We start from the raw sequence: 20,462 nt of genomic DNA, 5'->3' as shown, positions 1-20,462 counted from the left end.
CAGTGACTGCTGGAACTTCCCTTCAACCGGTTCCTCTACCCTGCGATACTGACTACTACAACCAAGAAACGCTGGCCAATGTCAAACTGATCACTGACGCTTTAATAACGGATGTTTTCATACTGCTTAGCCCTGGTTACAGTTATCACGGATGGTGGTGCGTAAACGAGTCGTCCCGTTAACATCGTCAATGCCATATTGCTCAAATGCCTTCAATTGAGACTTAGAGCTAAAGCACTCCATTTTGCGCCGCAGGCTGCGAGCCTCCTGCTGAGCCGCTTTATCAATGTCGGCCTTTTGAGCGAAAGCACGTTTGGTTTCAGCACCGAGCTGCTGTTTTTCCACGGAATAAAGAGCGTCAAAACGCTCAAAATCCAGCGCGCGGAACCAGCGCTGCAATTTATCCAACTGCGCGCGATGAGCATCAATAGTCGTTTGCTCAATCAACTTAAAGCGCAATAACTGGGTCACGCTGGCCAGGTCGTGTTCAAGCCGGTACAAGTTTTCTGAACGCGAGATTAGAGCGCCGGAATAACGTTCCAGCCGAGCTTTACCCTCTTGTGCCCGCGCCTGTGCGGCATCAAACTGCTGGCTTTTGATCATCTGCTGCATGACCGTACTTTGCTGCGCCGCCCATGTCGACACCTCTTGGTTAGTCAGGCGTTGTTTTTTCTCGTGTTTAAGCCAGTCACTGCGGCTGGATTCAAATTTTTCCAGCGCTGCTTTGGCCGCTTTCGAGACCTGAGGCTCCAGCTTCTGGTGCAATTCGAGGGCTTTTTGATAGTAAGTACCGCTGCGCCCGGTCAATGCGAGGTAACGGTTTATCTCGCTCCAGGCCTTGCTGTACTGATTGCTGTGATAACCCGACATGGCATAAAAGAAGTGAAAACTGTCGTCCAGAGCCAAACCGACCTGTTCAACTGTGGCAAATTCCTCAAAGGCTTTGCTGTAACGCCCGTCTTTATAAAAGGTCTGAGCCGCCAGTAAAGACTGATCAACCTGTTGCTCTTTCGTTAATGCCCATGCACTGCTGCCGGAGCAAAGCATTGCCACCAGCAGCCAAGTTCTGATTTTATTCACCAAATCCATCCCATATTGTGTGTTGCAAATTCGAGCTCGCCGACGGAGCGGACGGCGTTACGTCATACGAACCGATTAACGACAGGATGCCCATCGCGATCGCCGCGTTTTCAAATGTCTGTGACAGTTGGCTGGCCTTTGCTGCCGCTGCGTAATCACCACCACTTTGCTCTGCCAGCTGTTTGAGATCACGCGCCGCGCCGGAGCCACTATTCAGCTCCAGCCCGACCGTCTGATGACGAAACAAAATGCCGCGGCTTTTCAGCTCATCGACCACCGGAGACAAGATCTTGCAGCCGTCATCGCCATCAGCGAGCAACAGAATCATTTCGCTGTCCGATTGCCGGCTGCGGTTATTAGCCAGATACACGTTGGCATATTCCACCGCAGCGCTCATCGGTGTGCCCCCGCCCGCCTGCAGACTGGCGACAAAGGCGCTGAGTGACGCGCTGTCCACACTAAACGGGTGATGGTTGGTTATTGGTACGTCACAGGTGCCGCTGAATGCCAGAAACAGAGACTTCGGTATTGCTGCGCACTGACTTTTTGATTAATTCGATGGCGGCGTGTTTAGCCTCTTTCAGTCTCGTACCACCCATACTTCCCGAGGTATCTATCAGCAGTAACATGCTGGCAGCCGCTTGCGCACTGCTTGGCTCTGACGGAACAGACGCACCACTGATCGTGGCCTGATGGGTTACTCGCCCGGGTGGCTCAGAAGAGAGCGGGTTGAAAGCAGAAGGTTGCGATGCATTATTGCCCGCACCAGAAGAGTGAGTACTCACTGTATTTGAGCCGGATGCAGGATGACTTGGCCTCTTCTCGCTGCCCGGCACGGCCGCTTTCAATGGTGGCTTGCTTGGCGATTTGGATTGATTTTTCTCAGCCCGCTGTTTAGCCTCGGCCAGAAACCAGCGTTTGATTCCGCTGATATCGAGCTGTGCATCGATCACCTTTACGTCCCAAAACGTCAGGTTTCTGTTCTGTCCCATCAGGCGCTTAAATAGCTGTTTGGCCTGCGATTCGTCCAGATAGCGGCGACCATCACGCTGCTCGGTGCCGATCAGTGCAGAGGAAAGAAAAAACTGGTTCCAATTCGGTGAGCCCGGGCTATTAAAACTCGCCGGAGCCGGAGTTATTTCTGTGCCTAACAGACCGCGTAAACCAGGCCTGCCGACTGCACCGCCATCACATCGAACCTTATTAACACTATCGATACTGACTTCAATATCACGAAAATGCAGGCGGGCTTTCATCAGTACATCGCGCGGCGGGGCAACGGTTTCAATCTGCTTAGTATACGGATTATACAAGTTGAAACGTGCAGACTCACTCAGGGACCATTTCACAATACAATGCTCGACCGGTTCCCCCATCAATGACCAGGCTTTATAAGCATACTGCAGCCAGATACGGCTTGAATCTGAGTCGCTGTACAAAATGTCTTTGTGCCATTCGCCTTTAGCCCGAAAACTGCGCTCCTGCTTGCTTGGTTCATCGGCATACCCCACAGCATGTAACGCCAGCAATACAGACAACAAACCAAAGCGAATGCTTTTCAAACCGCGCACCATACCCAGATAAATGACATAACTATTAATACAAGGCGGCGATAATATTTACCTGGTGAATAATTGTCAATTATTGAGCTGTCACGTTAATAAGAATCTCCGTGAGTTAAGCATCCATAACCGTTAACGGTCAGCCGCATTTATTTGCACACATTTATTTAGGACATACACTTTCCAGCCCCTACTAATAGCAAGCACTCACAACGAGGACACACGCCTAAAAATGTGAGTGATATAAGCGTGTGTCCCGCTTAACCAATACCCCTGAAACACAGACACGCTGCGAAAATCTCATCGATACATCAAAAACATGATAAATGGATGATCAATCGTCTTAAAAATGAGAGACTCAAGGACTCAGAAATGAATCAAATAATAATTACTATCCCGATAAACTTAACAATAATAGAGCTATTCATATGAAGTTATTCAAAACAGCAGCAGTGGCTGGCGTGATTGTTTCTGCGCTGGCAGGTTGTCAAAGCACAGGTAATACGCAGAGTTCCGCGCCGGATACGACGAACCATCAGCAAGTCGCCACTCAAACAGATGCGTTCACGCTGTTCGAGCAAATTAAAGCCGAGCAAAGTAAGTGGCACGAGACTCTGGCCGATCTAGAGTCCTTTAAGCTTTACTCACCAGGTAAAGTTCGTGATCTGCAGGATGCCTGGGAAGAGACCACTGAGGTTTACAACGACATTGTTGAGGATCCGAGTGAAACCACCGAAGACTATTCCATCTTCGGCTCTGCGACGTATGCTGAAAAGTACATGGAGCTGTTAGGAGAAACGAAAACTCTGTACCAACAGTTAACTCAGCTGAAAGCACAAGCCGATGAGTTACTTGCCGATTCCATCTCACAAATGGATTATCTCGACCAGTTGGATGCCAAAACAGCATACGCCTCAGATTACAGCCAAATCCACGCCAGCTACCTGAAACTATTCAGATATATCGACGAAAATGAGCTGAACGAGGCTCAGTTTGCTCAGGTGAAATTTCTGGATAAGGCCAAGCAGCTGGAAATCAAAGTCGTCCTGAAAAAATACGTGACACCGTTAAAGGCAAAGCTGCTGGAGTTTCGCACCACTAAGCTGAATTTCCAGGTGCCGCAAACCTATAAACGGGCAGAAGCGGAAGTCGCTAAAGTTGAGCTGACCATCAAAACCGATTCGCGTGATTTCAAAGCCATCGAACAAGCGGTACAAACAGCTGAATTCGAGTTGGATCATACCGTCAGTGTGGCGGACGAAGTAACCCGACTTTCTCTGGTGAAAAACCGCAGTTTTGAGCCGGTAGTACTGAACTATGAGAAATCTTTGCTGGAGATTTCACAGCAAATCGATGGTGCGGACTACCGTAATCAATCGCTAGGCAAGCAGGCCAAAGCTATCCTCACCTCTTTGCAAACGCGTGAAAGTGAAGCTTCGAGCCAAAGCGATGATCTGGCGCAGCAACTCAGCAGTCGCGATCAGGAGCTGCAATCACTCAAGGATAAACTGCAGACCGTCCAGGCAGAACTGAAAACAAGCCAGACTGCGCTGAAAAACGAGAAAGAGCTGAGCGAGCGCTTGTCTAAACTTCTCGAGTCATACAGCAAAACGGTAGAAACAGTGATTACCACCACTTCATCCACGCCAGCAACGGGAAACTCAGCCTCCAGCACAAAGCCAGAATGAACCAGCCTCTAAAGTGGCGTCACAACAGGATACTCAAGCGTTAACCGTGGCCAAATAAATGCCCACTTAAACGTTTCTCACAAGCACTGTACCTATACTGGCACAGTGCTTGGCTAACCAGCCTGAACTGAAATGTCTGGCTGACAAGCCACCATTTTCTTATGCAGCCACTGCAAAAACTGCTGCTCATTTTGGGTCAGCAGTGCCGAGTAACTCAGCAAAATATAGCGATATCCTGAAGGGACAAAACCAAACGGCGCTATCAGGCGACCACTCTTTAAATCATCAGCGACCAACGGATAAGAACCTATTGCCGCGCCCAGACCATCCGTTGCAGCTTGCAGACAAAAGTAAAAATGCCCGAACGATTTTGACTGGCTTAAATCCATCCTCAACGTGCTTTGGCTAAGCCACTCCTGCCAGGCAGCGGGCCGGGTTTCACTGTGCAACAACACGACATCATCCAGTGCATGCTGAACTTTACTCCAGTATTGCGATGAAAATACTGGCCCAACCCACTCAGCCACCAAGTCATGCCCTGTATAATCAGGATTGATGACAAAATCATTACGCCGGATAGCCAGACTCAACCCCGATTGCTCCAAAATCACCGGACCTCCGGCGGTAGACAACCGTACATCGATCCCGCTGTGCTGGTAAAAATCCGACAGGCGCGGCATCAGCCAGCGCATAGTTAAAGTCGGTTCACATGAGATCTCCAGTGAGCGATGACTGTCCCGCGCCAGTTTGTTCACTCCGGCATTCAAGGCACTAAATGCCATATCGGTGTACTGTTTGAGCAACTTGCCTTCCGCGGTCAGACGCATACTCCGCCCATGCTTGTAAAACAGCATTTGCGCTAAATGACTCTCTAACGACTTAATCTGTTTACTCACTGCGCCATGGGTAATGTGCAACTTATCTGCGGCCTGGCTGTAATTGTCTGACTCAGCGGCGACGTGGAACACATAGAAGGCTTTTAAATGTCTCATGTGTGAATTTTCCTCACATATTAGCTGCTTTTATTTCGATTATAACCTGCCGTCAGATCGATACAATTGCCGGGTCTTATTCAACCTTCAAGGAGAAAACATGGAGTGGTTCAGTCTTGCCATTTTCGGGCTGTTAATTGTGGTCAGCCCTGGTGCCGACTTTGTGCTGGTCTTTAAAAACAGCAGTCTGTCCGGCAGAAAAGCCGGCCTGTTAACCGCATTAGGTATCGGGCTGGGAGTGTGTGTCCACATCACGTACTCGATGATAGGGATCAGTCACCTGGTCTCACACAATCCACTGGTGTTAAGCATTGTGAAATACGCTGGCGCCGCATATCTGATCTACCTTGGCGTATCAGGGCTGATGAGTACCAGACTAAGATTGCCTTCTGAGCCCGCTCAACGTCGCCAAAACCACCCAGGTGGCTACCTATTACAAGGTTTTTTGTGCAATGCGCTTAATCCGAAAACCATGCTGTTTTTTCTCAGTGTATTCGGCCAGCTGATTACTAAACCGCCGGTCAGTCAGTCCTTTGTCATCGCTTACGGCGCTTATCTGGCACTGCTGCACACAGCGTGGTTCGCCTTAGTGGCGTATCTGATTACCTCTGCGCGCATGGTTGAGTGGCTGCAAAAATTTGGCCACCGTATCAATCAGATTTGCGGATTAGGATTAATAACGTTTGGCATTACTCTGTCCACATCTGTATAGGCATAAAAGCAACAAAAGGCGCAGCAGTTAGCACTGTGCGCCTTTATTTACCAAGTTTGGTTAATACTCGTTACAGTGCCATATCCAACGTGACAAAGTAAGTGCGGCCAACCAGGCTTTCGGAATAATCCTGATCATCCGATTCCAAATTTTCATCCAACAGGTTCGTGACCCCAGCTTTAATGGTCCATTGTTGATTGAACTTATAGCTACCACCAATATTGGCAGTAACGTAAGGATCCAACCAGGTATCGCCATCCCACTGCTTACCGGTGTAGTTTGCCGAGGTGTACAGAGAAACACGTTCGCTGGCATACCAGTTCAAAGTCACATTCGACAACCAGCGTGGCACATTTTCCAGGCTAATATCGTCGGTCTTGTCTTTGGCGTGCGTGTAAGTCGCATTAGCCGATAACGCGAAACTCTTCGCTCAAGTCAACTTCACCCTCCAGCTCAACGCCTTTGGTTTGCGCTTTATCGATATTTTGATAGGTAATCCAGCCCGTGGAACGAGTTGACGTATCACGGTCAATCATATCCGTAACTTCATTGAAGAAAGTGGTTGCTTGAGCAAACCACTGATCGCCCGAATAACTGGCTGCAAACTCATAGCTTTTCGACGTTTCTGCTTTGAGATCCGGGTTGCCAGTCAGGTAACAAGAGCCACCACAGCTGACCAACGTAAACTCGTCTGAAGATTGGTAAATCGTCGGGGTCTTGAAGCCTTCAGCATAGCCCCCTTTCAGGGTGACACGATTCGTCGGGCTGTAAACCAGATACGCACGTGGGGTGAATTCACTGCCAAACTCATTATGATGGGTGAAACGTCCGCTTAACGTTGCCGTCATGGTTTGCGTCAGACTGATCTCGTCTTGCAGGAACACAGCCTGTTGGCCTGTCGTCTGCGTGCCATCATAATTCTGGTCAATATTGATCGCGGAATGGCTGACATCAAAACCTGTGGTGATGACCTGACGCTCAAAATTCGTCAGGCTAATTTTGGTATCCAACGAATGGTTTTGCTGTTTCGCATTGGTCACCCCTAGTAATGGATGCGGGTTATCGTCGTAGACCTTTGTACGCTCGTACAGGTAATAGACATCGCTGTCCCCCCAATCCCACAAACCTTGATGACCTAGTCCAAGCGTATATTTCTTGCTGTTAGAAATGATGTCATCGCTGGTATCGTCCTTATCTTCTTCAGGGAAAGTACGGTCATTTTTCATATACCCAGCGTCAAGCAACAAGGTGTTAGCGTCATTCACCAGCCAAGTCAACGAGGTATGCAAACCTGTACGCTCTTCTTCAGCATTGCCAACGAAAGTATTCGAGCTGTTCACATCGTCCGGGAACCAATCATCCTGCTTGCTCATTTCAGCTGTCACTGTGTACAACAGCTTGTCTGGTAACGCGGTACCGCTGACAAACACGTTGCCTTTTTTCATCGCGCCGCCGCCATCTTCCGGGTGGGAATAGGTCAAGCTGGCACTAACCTGGGTATCATCGGTAGGCTGCTTAAGAATGACGTTCACCACACCACCAATCGCATCACTACCATACAGCGATGACATCGGGCCACGGATTACCTCGATGTGGTCAATGGCACTCATCGGGATACTGGAGAAATCAAAAGTTGCACCGCGCACCAGAGTCTCAGCCGAAGTAATACGGCGACCGTTTATCAATAGTAATGTGTAGTTATCGCGGGCAGCATTGTTGTTTTTCAAACCGCGGATAGAGATGTAAGGCTCACTGCCCGAAGTCCTTGAAACCTGAACCCCAGGAACTCGCTCCAGCACACTGGCCACGTCATTGACCGGGATACGGTTTATCTCTTCATTGTCGATCACACTGATAGAGGCTGGTGCCTCACGCAATGAGGTCTGATTTTTGGTGGCGGTCACCACCATCACTTCCGTATTATCATTCTGGGCACTCTCAGCTGCTGCCGCTGCAGAGAAACAAGCGGCAACTACTGCGCAGCTTAATAGAGATAATTTCATTGTATCTGACGTCCTTATTATTGGTGTTTAAAAAGCTGAGTTAATCCATGAGACAACATGACTCGCCATGAGAAGTAGTCATGTCCTCCGGAAACTTCTTCAAAGATTACGGGGTAGCCTTGGTTTTTGAGTTCGGCGTAAGCAGTCCGGTTGGTTTGCAAAATACCACTGTCACTTGAACCTTGCTCAAACACGCCGGCATTGAGGTAGATTTCAATATTTTTCTTCGACTGGTTATTGAGTTGCTGAGTTATCCATAATTCATCTTCACCGTCCTGACACCACCAGAAACGAGCCCGACTGACTCAGCACTTTGCCAAATGCCGCCGGGTACTGGAGTGCTATCGCCAATGAGGCCAGACCGCCAAAACTGGAACCGGACAGAATGGTGTCTTGGCCCGCCGGACAGATTTGATGAACCCGACACAGGTAAGGTTTGAACTCACGCGCCATAAAGTCAGCAAACTCGCTATTAGGTGTCAGTTCCTTGCCGCGCAAACTGGGCAGCGGATTGTTGATAAACACCGCTCGCATGGCCGGAATCTTTTGCTGCGCAATCAGGTTGTCAAGAATAGTTGGTGTCGGTACTCGTCCTAGATAAGCATCCCCGTCAAACAGGATCAGCAGAGGCGATTGCGGCGTGAGCGCATATTTCGCATTAGGGGTATAAATGCTGATAGAGCGATCATTGTTTAAGCTAGCACTGTGATAGCGGTAATGAGTTACGCTGCCCGACGGGTTGCCCTGCTCAAGAGCAATCTCACCATTAGGCGCCTTGGAGAGGGTTAGAGTCGAGGCAGCTCCAAAGCGTGTGTCCTCGCTAGCAAACTGAGGCTGGTGATTAAGCGGATCGGCCTGGCTGGTCGCCAGCACCGCCCTGCGTTGTTCATAACTGTTTGGTGCCAGTTGTGACGAGTCGAGTTGCGGTACATTAGGCGCGATGCGGTAAGAAAAACGGGCATCATCCGGTAGCGTATAACTTTTGTACCAGATATCACTGTCCGGTAGACGGCTCAGATGGGTGTGTCCGTCATAGGGACTGCCTAGCACGCGCACGTTGGCAGCCTCTCCGCGCCACAAAAATGTGACCAGTTGTTGTCCGTCATTTGCAGGCTCAACCAAAGGCGTGCCCGAGCGTTCAATTTGCTGCCAAAAATTCGCCAGTGCTCCGGCCTTACCAGCAGCGATATCTCTGCGTGCAGACAGCAACAACGGGCTGATCAGCTCTTGAGGCGGAGAAACCGTTTGATCATCTTTCAGTTTGAGTGTGGTCAACTCAAGCGAGATTTGCGCCGCTTGTTGCGCAAATGGATGAATTTCTAGCAGATAGTCGTTTGGTCCTGGAGCCAGCCAATAAATCTCACTTTCCTGCTCTCCCTCAGACAACAGTGACTTGATGACCTGGCCACCGGGATTGCGAATCACAGCGGATTTGAGGGGTCTATCACTAGTCAGAATACCTCGAAAATAGCTCAGTTGATCGGTTTCAATATTAATCGCTACTGGTTCCGATACTTCAAATTGCCGGTTCACCGGCGTCGTTGTGAGAGAGGAGATAACCAACGCAGAGAAGAAAAGGGAGTTCAAGATAGACACCTTAATTAAAACAAAACAAAAATGGTAATTATTATCATTCGTATTATACAAATTAAATTCATAAGGTAAAGAAAGCCGTCGGGTATTTATTAATAAACTAAGTAAATCTTATAAATGCGAACGATCTTGTCGTTGCAGGAGGGTCAGAATGTGGGAAGTGTGTGTGAGAAGGACACACACCTTTGCGAGCTTCGCGCTCAGTCAAACTCGTTCGACACAAATGAGCCGTTGATGTTGTGAAGTCACTCGAAAATGGCCTCATCACCTGCGGCGCTTGGAGACAACATACTCCATCCTTCAATTAACTTGTTCCATATGGAGTATGTATGACTACCGCCCGCAGCCAACTGATTCGCCCGGACATCACTCCCTACTACCACTGCGTGTCGCGTTGCGTCAGACGCTCTTACCTGTGTGGATATGATCCGCTTTCCGGGCAATCTTATGAACACCGCCGCGACTGGGTAGAACAGCGTATTCTGTCCCTGGCGCAAATATATTGTATTCGTATCTGTGCGTACGCCGTAATGAGCAATCATTACCATTTGATCGCTTATATTGACCAAGACACTGCGGCGTCGCTGAGTAACACTGAGGTAATTGAGCGTTGGGCAACAGAGCATCAACTCCCTGAAATCATTAGCCGTTTTTTAACGGACCAACTCAGTTCTGAGCTTGAAAAGCAAACCTGTCACAACATCATCAATACTTGGCGGGACCGCTTACACTCCCTGAGTTGGTTTATGAAAGAGCTCAACTACGACATTGCGCTGCAGGCCAACAGAGAAGATGAATGCACTGGCCGTTTTTGGGAGGGGCGCTTTAGATCGCAGGCACTTTTGGATGACAAAGCGCTGCTCGCGGCAATGGCCTATGTCGACCTTAATCCGATTCGTTCCAATATGGCCGACACACCTGAGAAATCAGAATATACATCTATCAAAAACCGGCTGGATAAGTTAGACCAAGGCCAACACACCGCCTTTCCTCTATCCGACTTTATTGGTGAGCAGCAACCAAACACAGCATTTGGGCTTCCGTTTCGTCTGCTTGATTACATAGAATTGGTTGACTGGGTCGGTCGGCAATTAAGAAATGATAAACCAGGACGCATTGATGCGTACCAACCAGAGATTTTGCGGCGCTTATCACTGCAACAGCGAGAATGTCTTGCCCTGTGTTCCGGGCTGGAGAGGAAATATCGACTCTGGATTGGCAGCCATCACAAATTGCAGGACGCAAAATCAACACTCAATCGTAAACGGTTGGTCGGTCTTTCGATTTCGTAACACTCCCCCATTCCTGCCCTCGGAACAGACACCATTCACCGCCAACTTTTTCATTCAATGACCAGGGTTGTTGCAACTGTTGATGCCCAACTTATTTAAAGAGTGCCCTGCGAATACCTCAAGTCTTTTAGAGTGTGTGTCCTTTTAATTATTGGAAGGGCGAGTGTGCTTTAAATTATTTGCATGCTTAAGGTGTGTGTCCCGTGAACTGTTTACCGCATGAGCTGTTTACCGTGAACTAAAGGCTGATTGACGGGACTGTCCTGATTATAATCATGTGTGTCCCCGAAACGGCGGGATCAAAAAGAGCGCGTCGATGCGCGCTCTTTACAGTGTAAAACGACTTAAGCCAGCTTGAGGTCGTATTGCATGCGGTACATGACCATGTCTTCGATGGTCAGCACCGGCATGTTGTGCAGTTTACCAAATGCCACGATTTCCGGCGTTTTGGCCATAGTGCCGTCCGGGTTAGTCACTTCACACAGCACACCTGATGGCAGCAAACCAGCCATTTGCATCAGATCTACGGTACCTTCGGTATGTCCACGACGAGCCAGAACACCGCCTTTACGTGCACGCAGCGGGAATACGTGACCAGGACGGGCCAAATCTTCCGGCTGGGCAGTCGGGTTGGCCGCCGTTTTGACTGTGGTCACGCGGTCTTTGGCAGAAACACCCGTTGTCACGCCGTGACGCGCTTCAATCGAAACAGTAAATGCCGTCTGGTTTTTGCTGTCGTTGACACTGACCATAGGTGGCAGTTGGAGTTTATCCGCTTGCTCATCAGTCAGACACAAACACACAATACCGCTGCCTTCGCGGATCATCAGTGCCATTTGCTCTGTAGTCAGAGTTTCTGCTGCGCAGATGATGTCACCTTCGTTTCTCACGATCTTCATCATCAAGCAACAGGACACCGCGCCCTTCACGTAAAGCTTGCAGCGCATTTTCAACACGGGTAATTGGGTCGCCGAATTCGGCAAGTAGAGATAGCTGATTCATGGTTACTCCTAAATAATGACCAGAATCAGGGCTGTTTATGAGGGATCAAAAGGCAAAAACTAAGTCACCAAATCCAAGGCGAGGAAATCCCGACGCAGGATGGCTGGTGTATTTGTCATTCTCTCTCATCCGGACTATGACCGTCGGCTCTGGCGTCTCACCAGATCTGCTGACCTCGATTGCTCGAGCGCTCGTGGGCTCACCCTTAGGGTATACCACCGGTGGGGAATTTCGCCCCGCCCTGAGAATAATATTCAAATTAAACTGTGTACCACTTCAGCCGAGTATTTCAACCTGAAGCTGTCCGCTATGGTAGTGCTTTCATAGCCGATTGAAAAGTAGTGCAGCAATGAAATTTAGCAAAAAGTAATAGAAGCTATTACTGGCTACCATTATTGCCACGACTTAATATTGGCTGAGTTAATAAGTGCGACTTATTTTGATATTTTCGCGACGTTTGCTTTCAATTGTACCGCTGCAGGCGGATACTCTCGACGAAAAAAGGGCGCTCATGGCGCCCTGATTCATCAATGGTGGGGAAACTTCGCTTTAAAGCCGGAAACGGGAAATCTCCTGATCCAGCTCCTGGGCCAGATTGTGCAGCGATTTGGCCTGCTGCACCGCATCGGTCGCCTCACTGGCTAGCTGGTCACTCACTTCACGAACAGATTCAGTATTACCGTTGATATCTGCGGTAACCAGAGATTGCTCCTCGGCAGCTGAAGCAATCTGAGTGGCCATATCGCTGATCAGTTGAATCGCTTCACTGATCGCCTGCAGACTGTCGCCGGTCAGATTGACATCCTCTACACTGGTTTCGACCAGACGGTGACTGTCCGTCATCACACTCACTGCCTTAGCGGTCGCTTTTTGCAGCCCCTCAATCTTGGTCTGAATCTCTTCTGTCGAGGAATGGGTGCGCTGCGACAATACCCGAACTTCGTCGGCAACCACAGCGAAACCACGCCCCTGATCGCCGGCCCGTGCCGCTTCGATTGCCGCGTTCAGCGCCAGCAGGTTAGTCTGCTCAGCAATAGAGCGAATCGTCGACAAGATGGTAGAGATCTCATTCGCCTGCGCTTCTAGGTCGCCGATAATATTGACCGCACCATTCAGCTCTTGCGCCAGCTGATCGATAGACTGTTTGCTTTGCTGCATCTGTTTGTAACCACGCGCACCGAGATCGACCGATTCGTTGGCCTGCTTAGCGGTATTATCGGCATTACCGGCAATTTCCGCTGTGGCAGAGGCCATCTCAGTCACCGCGGTCGCAACCATGGTAATTTCATCCTGCTGGGTGCGGATGCGCTCTCCGCGCTGCCCTGCCGAAACGCGCGGCATGATTGGCGCCCTCATTCAGAGCAACGGAAACAGAGTGAACGTTTTTCACCATCACGTGCAGACGGTCAACAAACTTGTTGAACTTGTCAGCCAGAATACCCACTTCGTCTTCGCTCTTGACGTTGAGGCGACGAGTCAGATCTCCGTCTCCCTCGGCAATATCGGTCAATGCCGCTGTAATATTACCGAGTTCATTAAGCTGACGCGCAACAAACCAGGAAGTGATTAATGCCATCACCAGCAAAATACCCAGACCAATCAGCAACTGAGTCGTCAGCAAACTATTCAGTGGCTGCGCCAGCACGGCTTTATCCATCACCATGACCAGAGTCCAATCGGTATTATCAATACTCTGGGCCATCAGCAGCTTCTCACGGCCGTCAATGGTCAGATCAAGCGGAGTGTTTTGCTTAGCGGCGTCGTTCAAAGCCGACGTACTGAGCCCTGCGGCCATATCCTGAGTGGTCTTAAGGATCAGGTCTTTATTCGGGTGTGCGACGATATTACCTTTCTGATTGACCAGAATGGCGTAACCTTTACCCGGAACCGGAATAGCCAGCACGTCCTCAATCAGTTTGTTCAAGGCAAGGTTGGATGCCGCGACACCGGCGAACTGGCCATTAATACGCACAGGATCAGCCAGAGTCACAACCAGCGTTTGCATGGTGACACTGACATAAGGATCGGTGGTAATCGGTTGGCCGGCTTGTTTGGCTTGTTGGTACCAGCCGCGTTCACGGGGATCGTAACCGGCTTTGTTGAGTGACGGGTCCTGACGGTACATTTCACCCTGCTCATTACCGTAGTAACTCAGACCGAATGAACCGGACTGCAAAGTCTGGCGTAAATGCGGGACCAGATCGAGTTGCGGGTTGGCTTCTATTTCCTCACGCAGGCCCTGCAATGCGTGTTGCTTATCAGCAAACCAATCGCCGATACCTTTGGCATGGGCACGCAAGGTGTTTCGGCTTTCACTTTCAATCGCACGCCAGCTGTCCTGCTGAAACATGTGATAACTGGCAATCACTAAAGCGATTGCCGTCAGTGCTATCGCAAGTACCACCGAGAAAACCATTTTTCTCTTTAAACTTAACCGCATTGCTCTACCTCTGTTTGTTATTTCACTGCGTGATTAACAGACAGATTAGCGGAAAGCCCCGGGTTTACGTAGCGAAAGATGCGGCGCAGGAATGCAGGACACACACCCAGATTCAATAAGTTGATCCTGCTCTAATTATCAACAGAAAACATAAAATAGTGCCCGCATTAAGATACAAGAGCCATCAATCTGTCACAATCTCAGATTACTCTGGCGCGGGAGAAATCCGCTTCCGACAATTCTGAAGGTTGGTTACACACCCGGCAGAAGCCCTGCTTCTCCATCTTGTAATAGTGCTCACCATTGACAAGCGCGGACATGAATTGCTGGAACCCCTGCCATCCTGACGACACTTCCGTCTGACAACGCCTCATTACAACTTTGTGCGGTGTGGTTTTTCGACAACAGCTGCAATACGCTTCTGGCATGGGGAGTTCCTCCTGTTAATTTACTCAATTAATTACAATTGACGCATATTGAATCGATTGGTTCCATTGTCCCAAACTTTCCTTTTTAAATTGTGAGCCAAGTACAAAAATTAACAGCCCAAGCACGAACTGTTTCTGCTATGACCGCTTGCTGACACAGGTACAAAAAAGCCCCACATCGGTGAGGCTTTGTTCGTTCATGTCAACTTAAGGTTGTTTAATCGAGTTCAATCAAGTGCTTTTTGAATGTCTTGTGCTGCTGTTGAACCGTTGCTTCCGGCTCACCTGTTGTCAGGCTGACAACCACAATTGCAATCGCAGAGAAGATGATTCCCGGAACGATTTCGTACACATCAAACCAACCGCCAGACAGTTGCTTCCAAACCACGATGGTGATACCACCCACCAGAATACCGGCCAGCGCACCGTTACGGTTCATACGAGACCAGTACAGGCTCAGCACCAGTGCCGGACCAAACGCAGCACCGAAACCTGCCCAGGCGTAAGAGACCAGACCAAGTACCGAACTGTCCGGCGTCATGGCCAGAAACCAGAGCAATGACAGAAATCAGGATAACTGCCAGGCGACCAACACGAACAATCTCTTCTGATGTCGCATCTGTCTTAAATACTTGTTTGTAGAAGTCTTCTGCCAGTGCTGATGATGAAACCAGCAGCTGTGAGTCTGCTGTACTCATGATGGCCGCCAGAATCGCCGCCAGCAGGATACCCGCGACAACCGGATGGAACATCGCATTCACCAGCAGCATGAAGATTTTTTCGCCGTCATCCAGCTGCAGGCCACCAGTATTAGTCACATAAATCAGACCAACCAGACCCACCAGCATAGCGCCTACCATTGAAATGCCGGTCCACAGCACCGCGATGCGGCGTGCTGTGGTCAGATCTTTGTTCGAACGGGTGGCTTTAAAGCGAGCCAGAATGTGTGGCTGACCAAAATAGCCAAGCCCCCAGGCGACGAGAGAAATAATGGCGATACCACTGAGTGGTTCACCTTTCACATCGTTCCACATGGTCAGCAGTTGCGGGTTGATTGCCACAAGATCGTGGTCAAGTTTCATCAGACCACCATCCATCGCCGCAATCGGCACGATAAGCAGTGCAGCAGACATCAGCAGACCTTGTACCAGGTCAGTCCAGGATACCGCCAGGAAACCACCGAACAGCGTGTAAGACACCACGCAGATGGTACCAATAATAACCGCGGTGGTGTAATCCAGACCAAATACCGTTTCAAACAGTTTACCGCCTGCGACCAGACCTGAACTGGTGTAGAAAAGGAAGAACAAAAGGATAAAAAACGCTGAAATAGTTTGAATCAGTTTCGATTTGTCGTTAAAACGACGTGACAGAAACTCTGGCAGAGTCAGCGCATCAGTGGTGATGCTGTAGGTGCGCAGACGCTTTGCCGTCACCAGCCAGTTCAGCCAAGTACCAGCCAGCAGACCACCAGCCAGCCAGAAAGCTTCAATACCCGCCGCATAAGCATAACCCGGCAGCCCCAGCAGCAGCCAGCCACTCATATCAGATGCGCCCGCTGAAAGTGCAGCAGGCCAAGGGCCTAAAGAACGGCCGCCCAAAAAGTAATCAGACGAGTTTTTCGTTCGCTGATATGCATATACCCCAATCGCCAACATCAAAATGAGGTAGACGATAAAGGTGCTCGTAATGGCAAAACCATTTTCCATTGATATGTCCTCTTGTATAAGATCGCCTTCCATGTCCCCCCGTCAGAGACAGGGGGAATAGTTCAGAAAGGTTTAGTGGGCCTCGTTTCCAAGCTCGAGCAAGGTCGCGTTACCACCCACTGCTGTTATATTTATTGTGCGCGTGCGTTCCGTAATAAAACGCAGCACTAAATGTGGATCGTTCGCCACCGGCAGGTGGACCAAATCCGTTTCAGACACCAGGCTGACAATTGCCCCCTGGCGTTTGGCTAACTGACGGTTGAGGCTACGCTCAACCGACGTTTTTCCGACATAACCCATGCAGCGGATATCTGAATCCATCAATTGCTGATAAGCATCCAGAGTAGCAAATTGCAACAGGTTCGCCGGGATTGTTGACTGCTGGTAAGCAGCCTTAAATGCGGCTGTCAGCTCAGTGTCGTCACTGCAAAGCACGACGCTGTTGCCTGCGATTAACGCAGCACATAACTGGGCAGCGACAGCCAGTCTCGCTTCATTACCGCTGTCGTCGTGAACGACCAGGGCAACACCGCGCCCTGCAGTATAAAGTTCGTTGGTTTCTCCGGTCGGGCCATTAAGCAGATGCGGTTGCGCCAGCATCGTGGCCGCCTGACGAAGATGAAAAGCAAACACACCCGCCACTGCCGGCAGCGTGCGTTGCAAATTATTTTTCAATGACTGCAATGACTCATTTTTTGAGTCAAAACCGGTCAGATTCCAGTTTTCCCAAGCCGAAAAAGCGTCAGAAAAACGAGTTACTTGATGCACCATGGTCTATCTCCTTCGCTGGTTCGATTAGCTGTACTGAACTTGAGTAAAACGGTACAGGTAGTGCGGGCCACCTGCTTTTGGTCCGGTGCCGGACAAACCCTGGCCACCAAACGGCTGTACGCCAACCACAGCACCCACCTGATCGCGGTTGATGTAGCAGTTACCCACGCGAGCATGTTTTTCAATCCAGCGATAGGTGGTTTCGTTACGGCTATGGATACCCATAGTCAGACCAAAACCGGTATCGTTGATTTGTTGTACCACCTGCGTCAACTCACTCGCTTTAAAGCGAACAATATGCAGGACAGGGCCAAACTGCTCTTCAGTCAGACAATCAATCCCTGAGATTTCAAATGCGCTTGGCGCAACAAAATCACCATGGGCACAAGCCTCACCCAGCTCAAGCTGAGCCACTTTTTTCTGGCTCTGACTCATACGTTCAATATGCGCCAGCAACCCTTGTTTCGCTTTGCCATCAATCACAGGGCCAACATCCGTGCTGTGCAGGTAAGGTGTGCCCACAGACAGCTCCTGCATCGCCCCTTTAATCAGGCCGATGATACGGTCAGCGACGTCCTGCTGAACAAACAGTACGCGCAGCGCCGAGCAGCGCTGGCCGGCAGAGGCAAAGGCAGAGCGCAGCACATCACGCACCACTTGCTCTGGCAAGGCAGTACTGTCAACAATCATCGCGTTTCTGACCACCGGTTTCAGCAATAAAAGGCACCGGATCCGCATCACGTTCCGCCAGAGTCTGGTTGATACGCTGCGCTGTCGCAGTTGAGCCGGTAAAGGCCACGCCAGCAATCGCGCTGTGCGAGGTCAGCGCACCACCAATAGCAGCACCACGTCCCGTCAGCAGTTGAATCACCCCGCCCGGGAAACCGGCTTCCAGCATCAATTCAACCGCGCGGGCCGCAATCAGGCTGGTTTGCTCAGCAGGTTTCGCCACCACAGTGTTACCCGCGACTAAAGCGGCGGTGATCTGACCAAGGAAAATGGCCAGCGGGAAGTTCCACGGGCTGATACAGACAAACACGCCGCGCCCTGAACGGGTCACCTGGCGGCTCTGGCCGTCGAATCCTTGCAGCGTAAACGCAGCCAGGTCATCAATTCGTTGGGCGTAGTAACGGCAGAAATCCACCGCTTCACGCACTTCATCTATCCCGTCATGAACGGTTTTACCAGCTTCCTGATGACACAGTGCCACCAGCTCGGCCAGATTGGCTTCCAGCAGATCCGCCAGTTTGTCCAATTTCTCGGCGCGCTGGCCGGCCGGAGATTGACTCCACTGCGCAAACGCGGCCTGAGCAACTTCGATCGCTTCGGAAACATGATCAAGGTTGGCATGCATGACCTGACCCACTTCGATCCGGCGATCGTACGGTGCTGTCACGATCTCGGGCTGGTTTTCAGCCTTGATCATGCTTTCGAACTGAGTCTGACCATTGATGATCGGTGCTGCCTGCCACTGCTTGTTCAAAAACGCATTCACCTGATCTTCGAACGGCTTAGCTTCACTTTCGATATCAATATTGACACCGTAAGAGTTCGCTCGCTGGTTAAAGATCTGCGGCGGCAACGGGATCTGGCGGTTATTTAATGACTCGTACTCAAGCAGCATATCAACCGGGTGCTGAGTCAAGGTGTTAATCGGGCAACGCGCATCAACCAGACGATGTACGAATGAGCTGTTGGCACCGTTTTCCAGCAGACGGCGCACCAGATACGGCAGCAGATCTTTGTGACTGCCCACCGGCGCATAAATACGGACCGATTGCTTGTAAGTCGCCATCACATGGTTATACAAAGCATCACCCATGCCGTGCAGACGCTGGAACTCAAAATCTTTATGCTGAGCCATCACTGCAATCGCGGTAACGGTCTGTGCATTATGGCTGGCAAACTGTGGGAACAGGTTACCGCGTACCTGCTCGCTGAGCAAAAAACGCGCACAAGCCAGATAAGATACATCAGTTGCCTCTTTGCGGGTATAGACCGGATAGCCGGTGTAACCACTCTGCTGAGACCATTTGATCTCGCTGTCCCAGTATGCCCCTTTCACCAGGCGCACCGGAATCAGATCGCCCTGCTCTTTTGCCAGTGCGGTCAGCCATACCAGCACAGGCAGCGCACGTTTGGAATAGGCTTGTACCACCAGACCAAACTTACCCCACCCCTTCACTTTGTCACTGCGATACACTTTCTCGAACAGTTCCAGCGACAGCTCAAGACGATCCGCTTCTTCGGCATCAATGGTGATCGCCACATCCAACTCAATCGCTTTGTCCAACAGTTGGATCAAGGTGTTATACAACTCACTCATCACCCGGCTGTGGTTCGCCACTTCATAACGCGGGTGCAGAGCAGAAAGTTTGATCGATACTGATGGCGCCGGGCTGGTTTCCAGTCCGTACTTGTCGCGGCCCACCGCTTCAATCGCCATCAGGTAATCCTGAAAATATTTATCCGCATCCGCCGTCGTCAGCGCCGCTTCACCCAACATATCAAATGAGTAGGTGAAACCTTTATCACGCATCACGCGACCGTTTTTCTGCGCTTCTTTGATGTTACGCCCCAGGACAAACTGATGGCCCATCACCTTCATCGCCTGATGCATCGCTTTGCGGATCACCGGCTCACTCAGTTTATTGACCAGGCGATTCACTGCCTGAAACCGGGCTGGTGCTCTGGCTGTCAGACAGGCCGACCACTTTCCCGGTCAGCATCAGACCCCAGGTTGACGCATTGACAAACACAGAATCAGAATTCTTCAAATGAGATTTCCAGTCCGCCACGCCCAGACGGTCTTTGATGAACGCGTCCGCGGTTTCAGTATCCGGAATGCGCATCAGCGCTTCCGCCAGACACATCAGCAGAATACCTTCCTGGGTATCCAGGCTGTATTCGAGCAGCAATGCATCAATCATCTGAATCGCTTTTTTGTCTTGACGAATCGCTTCGATCAATTGTGTCGTTTTGACCGCCATCGAGGTTTTTTCTTCCTCACTTGGCGTCGCCAAAGGCAGAAGCTGTTTGAGCCATTGGGTTTCGTCCACCATGTAAAGTGGCGAGATCTGTGACCAAAGTTGGCTAAGCGGCTGCTCAACAAACTCAGCGTTCAACACATCAGTTGCAGTAAACATGCGTTTTCCTCAATCTCATACCCGATATCCGTTGAGTCGGGTTT

12 protein-coding genes, 4 pseudogenes and 1 riboswitch are annotated in these 20,462 nt (G+C 50.3%); of the genes and pseudogenes, 3 read left to right on the top strand and 13 right to left on the bottom strand.

The annotated features are described in order from the left end of the window. Positions 1 to 126: 126 nt before the first annotated feature. Genes ABDK09_06475 through ABDK09_06465 form a run of 3 tightly spaced genes read right to left on the bottom strand, consistent with a single transcriptional unit; the run spans position 127 to position 2,642 of the window. Positions 127 to 1,080: a hypothetical protein gene (locus ABDK09_06475; GenBank protein ID XAW87774.1), complete on the bottom strand. Its 954-nt coding sequence runs from the start codon at positions 1,078 to 1,080 to the stop codon at positions 127 to 129. Then, positions 1,073 to 1,537: a vWA domain-containing protein gene (locus ABDK09_06470; protein ID XAW87773.1), complete on the bottom strand. Its 465-nt coding sequence runs from the start codon at positions 1,535 to 1,537 to the stop codon at positions 1,073 to 1,075. The genes ABDK09_06475 and ABDK09_06470 overlap by 8 nt, the downstream gene beginning before the upstream one ends. A 31-nt stretch (positions 1,538 to 1,568) precedes the next feature. Then, a complete protein-coding gene (locus ABDK09_06465; GenBank protein ID XAW87772.1) occupies positions 1,569 to 2,642 on the bottom strand; it encodes a vWA domain-containing protein in 1,074 nt (357 codons plus the stop codon). A 428-nt stretch (positions 2,643 to 3,070) separates the two neighbouring features. On the opposite strand from ABDK09_06465, the gene ABDK09_06460 reads away from it, so the two are divergent. After that, positions 3,071 to 4,330: a hypothetical protein gene (locus tag ABDK09_06460; protein XAW87771.1), complete on the top strand. Its 1,260-nt coding sequence runs from the start codon at positions 3,071 to 3,073 to the stop codon at positions 4,328 to 4,330. Between the two features lie 113 nt (positions 4,331 to 4,443). Here the strand turns inward: ABDK09_06460 and ABDK09_06455 are convergent, their stop codons facing one another. Further along, the gene (locus ABDK09_06455) at positions 4,444 to 5,322 is read right to left on the bottom strand and encodes a LysR family transcriptional regulator (GenBank protein ID XAW87770.1); all 879 of its coding nucleotides are present in this window, start codon (positions 5,320 to 5,322) and stop codon (positions 4,444 to 4,446) included. A gap of 100 nt (positions 5,323 to 5,422) precedes the next feature. Between ABDK09_06455 and ABDK09_06450 the strand changes: the two genes are divergently transcribed. After that, a complete protein-coding gene (locus tag ABDK09_06450; protein ID XAW87769.1) occupies positions 5,423 to 6,034 on the top strand; it encodes a LysE family translocator in 612 nt (203 codons plus the stop codon). 70 nt (positions 6,035 to 6,104) lie between these two features. Here the strand turns inward: ABDK09_06450 and ABDK09_06445 are convergent, their stop codons facing one another. From ABDK09_06445 to ABDK09_06435, 3 genes are all read right to left on the bottom strand, one after another. Beyond that, entirely contained in the window at positions 6,105 to 6,395 is a 291-nt protein-coding gene (locus tag ABDK09_06445) for a TonB-dependent receptor (GenBank protein ID XAW88481.1), read from the bottom strand. Between the two features lie 43 nt (positions 6,396 to 6,438). Then, positions 6,439 to 8,037, bottom strand: a complete 1,599-nt coding sequence (locus tag ABDK09_06440) for a TonB-dependent receptor (GenBank protein ID XAW87768.1) — start codon at positions 8,035 to 8,037, stop codon at positions 6,439 to 6,441. Between the two features lie 267 nt (positions 8,038 to 8,304). Further along, positions 8,305 to 9,624, bottom strand: coding sequence for an enterochelin esterase domain-containing protein (locus tag ABDK09_06435; GenBank protein XAW87767.1), 1,320 nt, complete (start codon positions 9,622 to 9,624; stop codon positions 8,305 to 8,307). Positions 9,625 to 10,160: 536 nt separating this feature from the next. On the opposite strand from ABDK09_06435, the gene ABDK09_06430 reads away from it, so the two are divergent. Continuing rightward, on the top strand, positions 10,161 to 10,922 hold the full coding sequence (locus tag ABDK09_06430; GenBank protein XAW87766.1) for a hypothetical protein: 762 nt from the start codon (positions 10,161 to 10,163) through the stop codon (positions 10,920 to 10,922). Positions 10,923 to 11,266: 344 nt separating this feature from the next. On the opposite strand, the pseudogene ribB reads toward ABDK09_06430, so the two are convergent. From ribB to putA, 6 genes and pseudogenes are all read right to left on the bottom strand, one after another. Then, positions 11,267 to 11,924, bottom strand: a pseudogene (ribB, locus tag ABDK09_06425) (3,4-dihydroxy-2-butanone-4-phosphate synthase). A gap of 113 nt (positions 11,925 to 12,037) precedes the next feature. Next, positions 12,038 to 12,177, bottom strand: a riboswitch (FMN riboswitch). Between the two features lie 296 nt (positions 12,178 to 12,473). Further along, a pseudogene (locus ABDK09_06420) lies at positions 12,474 to 14,364 on the bottom strand (methyl-accepting chemotaxis protein). Positions 14,365 to 14,564: 200 nt separating this feature from the next. Beyond that, on the bottom strand, positions 14,565 to 14,792 hold the full coding sequence (locus ABDK09_06415; protein XAW87765.1) for a hypothetical protein: 228 nt from the start codon (positions 14,790 to 14,792) through the stop codon (positions 14,565 to 14,567). A 217-nt stretch (positions 14,793 to 15,009) separates the two neighbouring features. Next, positions 15,010 to 16,501, bottom strand: a pseudogene (putP, locus tag ABDK09_06410) (sodium/proline symporter PutP). Between the two features lie 72 nt (positions 16,502 to 16,573). Beyond that, a complete protein-coding gene (locus ABDK09_06405; protein ID XAW87764.1) occupies positions 16,574 to 17,272 on the bottom strand; it encodes an aldehyde dehydrogenase family protein in 699 nt (232 codons plus the stop codon). A 24-nt stretch (positions 17,273 to 17,296) separates the two neighbouring features. Then, positions 17,297 to 20,418: pseudogene (putA, locus tag ABDK09_06400) on the bottom strand (bifunctional proline dehydrogenase/L-glutamate gamma-semialdehyde dehydrogenase PutA). Positions 20,419 to 20,462 lie beyond the last annotated feature (44 nt).

This window comes from Vibrio sp. CDRSL-10 TSBA (assembly GCA_039696685.1).
GTDB lineage: Bacteria > Pseudomonadota > Gammaproteobacteria > Enterobacterales > Vibrionaceae > Vibrio.
The sequence above is the reverse complement of the archived record's forward strand: the minus strand, read 5'-3'. Positions and strand labels throughout refer to the sequence as shown.

Excerpts from the sequence above, each read along its gene's own strand:
- ABDK09_06460 (XAW87771.1), top strand. The coding sequence starts at position 3,071 with ATGAAGTTATTCAAAACAGCAGCAGTGGCTGGCGTGATTGTTTCTGCG.
- ABDK09_06455 (XAW87770.1), bottom strand. The coding sequence starts at position 5,322 with ATGAGACATTTAAAAGCCTTCTATGTGTTCCACGTCGCCGCTGAGTCA.
- ABDK09_06450 (XAW87769.1), top strand. The coding sequence starts at position 5,423 with ATGGAGTGGTTCAGTCTTGCCATTTTCGGGCTGTTAATTGTGGTCAGC.
- ABDK09_06440 (XAW87768.1), bottom strand. The coding sequence starts at position 8,037 with ATGAAATTATCTCTATTAAGCTGCGCAGTAGTTGCCGCTTGTTTCTCT.
- ABDK09_06430 (XAW87766.1), top strand. The coding sequence starts at position 10,161 with ATGAGCAATCATTACCATTTGATCGCTTATATTGACCAAGACACTGCG.
- ABDK09_06415 (XAW87765.1), bottom strand. The coding sequence starts at position 14,792 with ATGCCAGAAGCGTATTGCAGCTGTTGTCGAAAAACCACACCGCACAAA.
- ABDK09_06405 (XAW87764.1), bottom strand. The coding sequence starts at position 17,272 with ATGGTGCATCAAGTAACTCGTTTTTCTGACGCTTTTTCGGCTTGGGAA.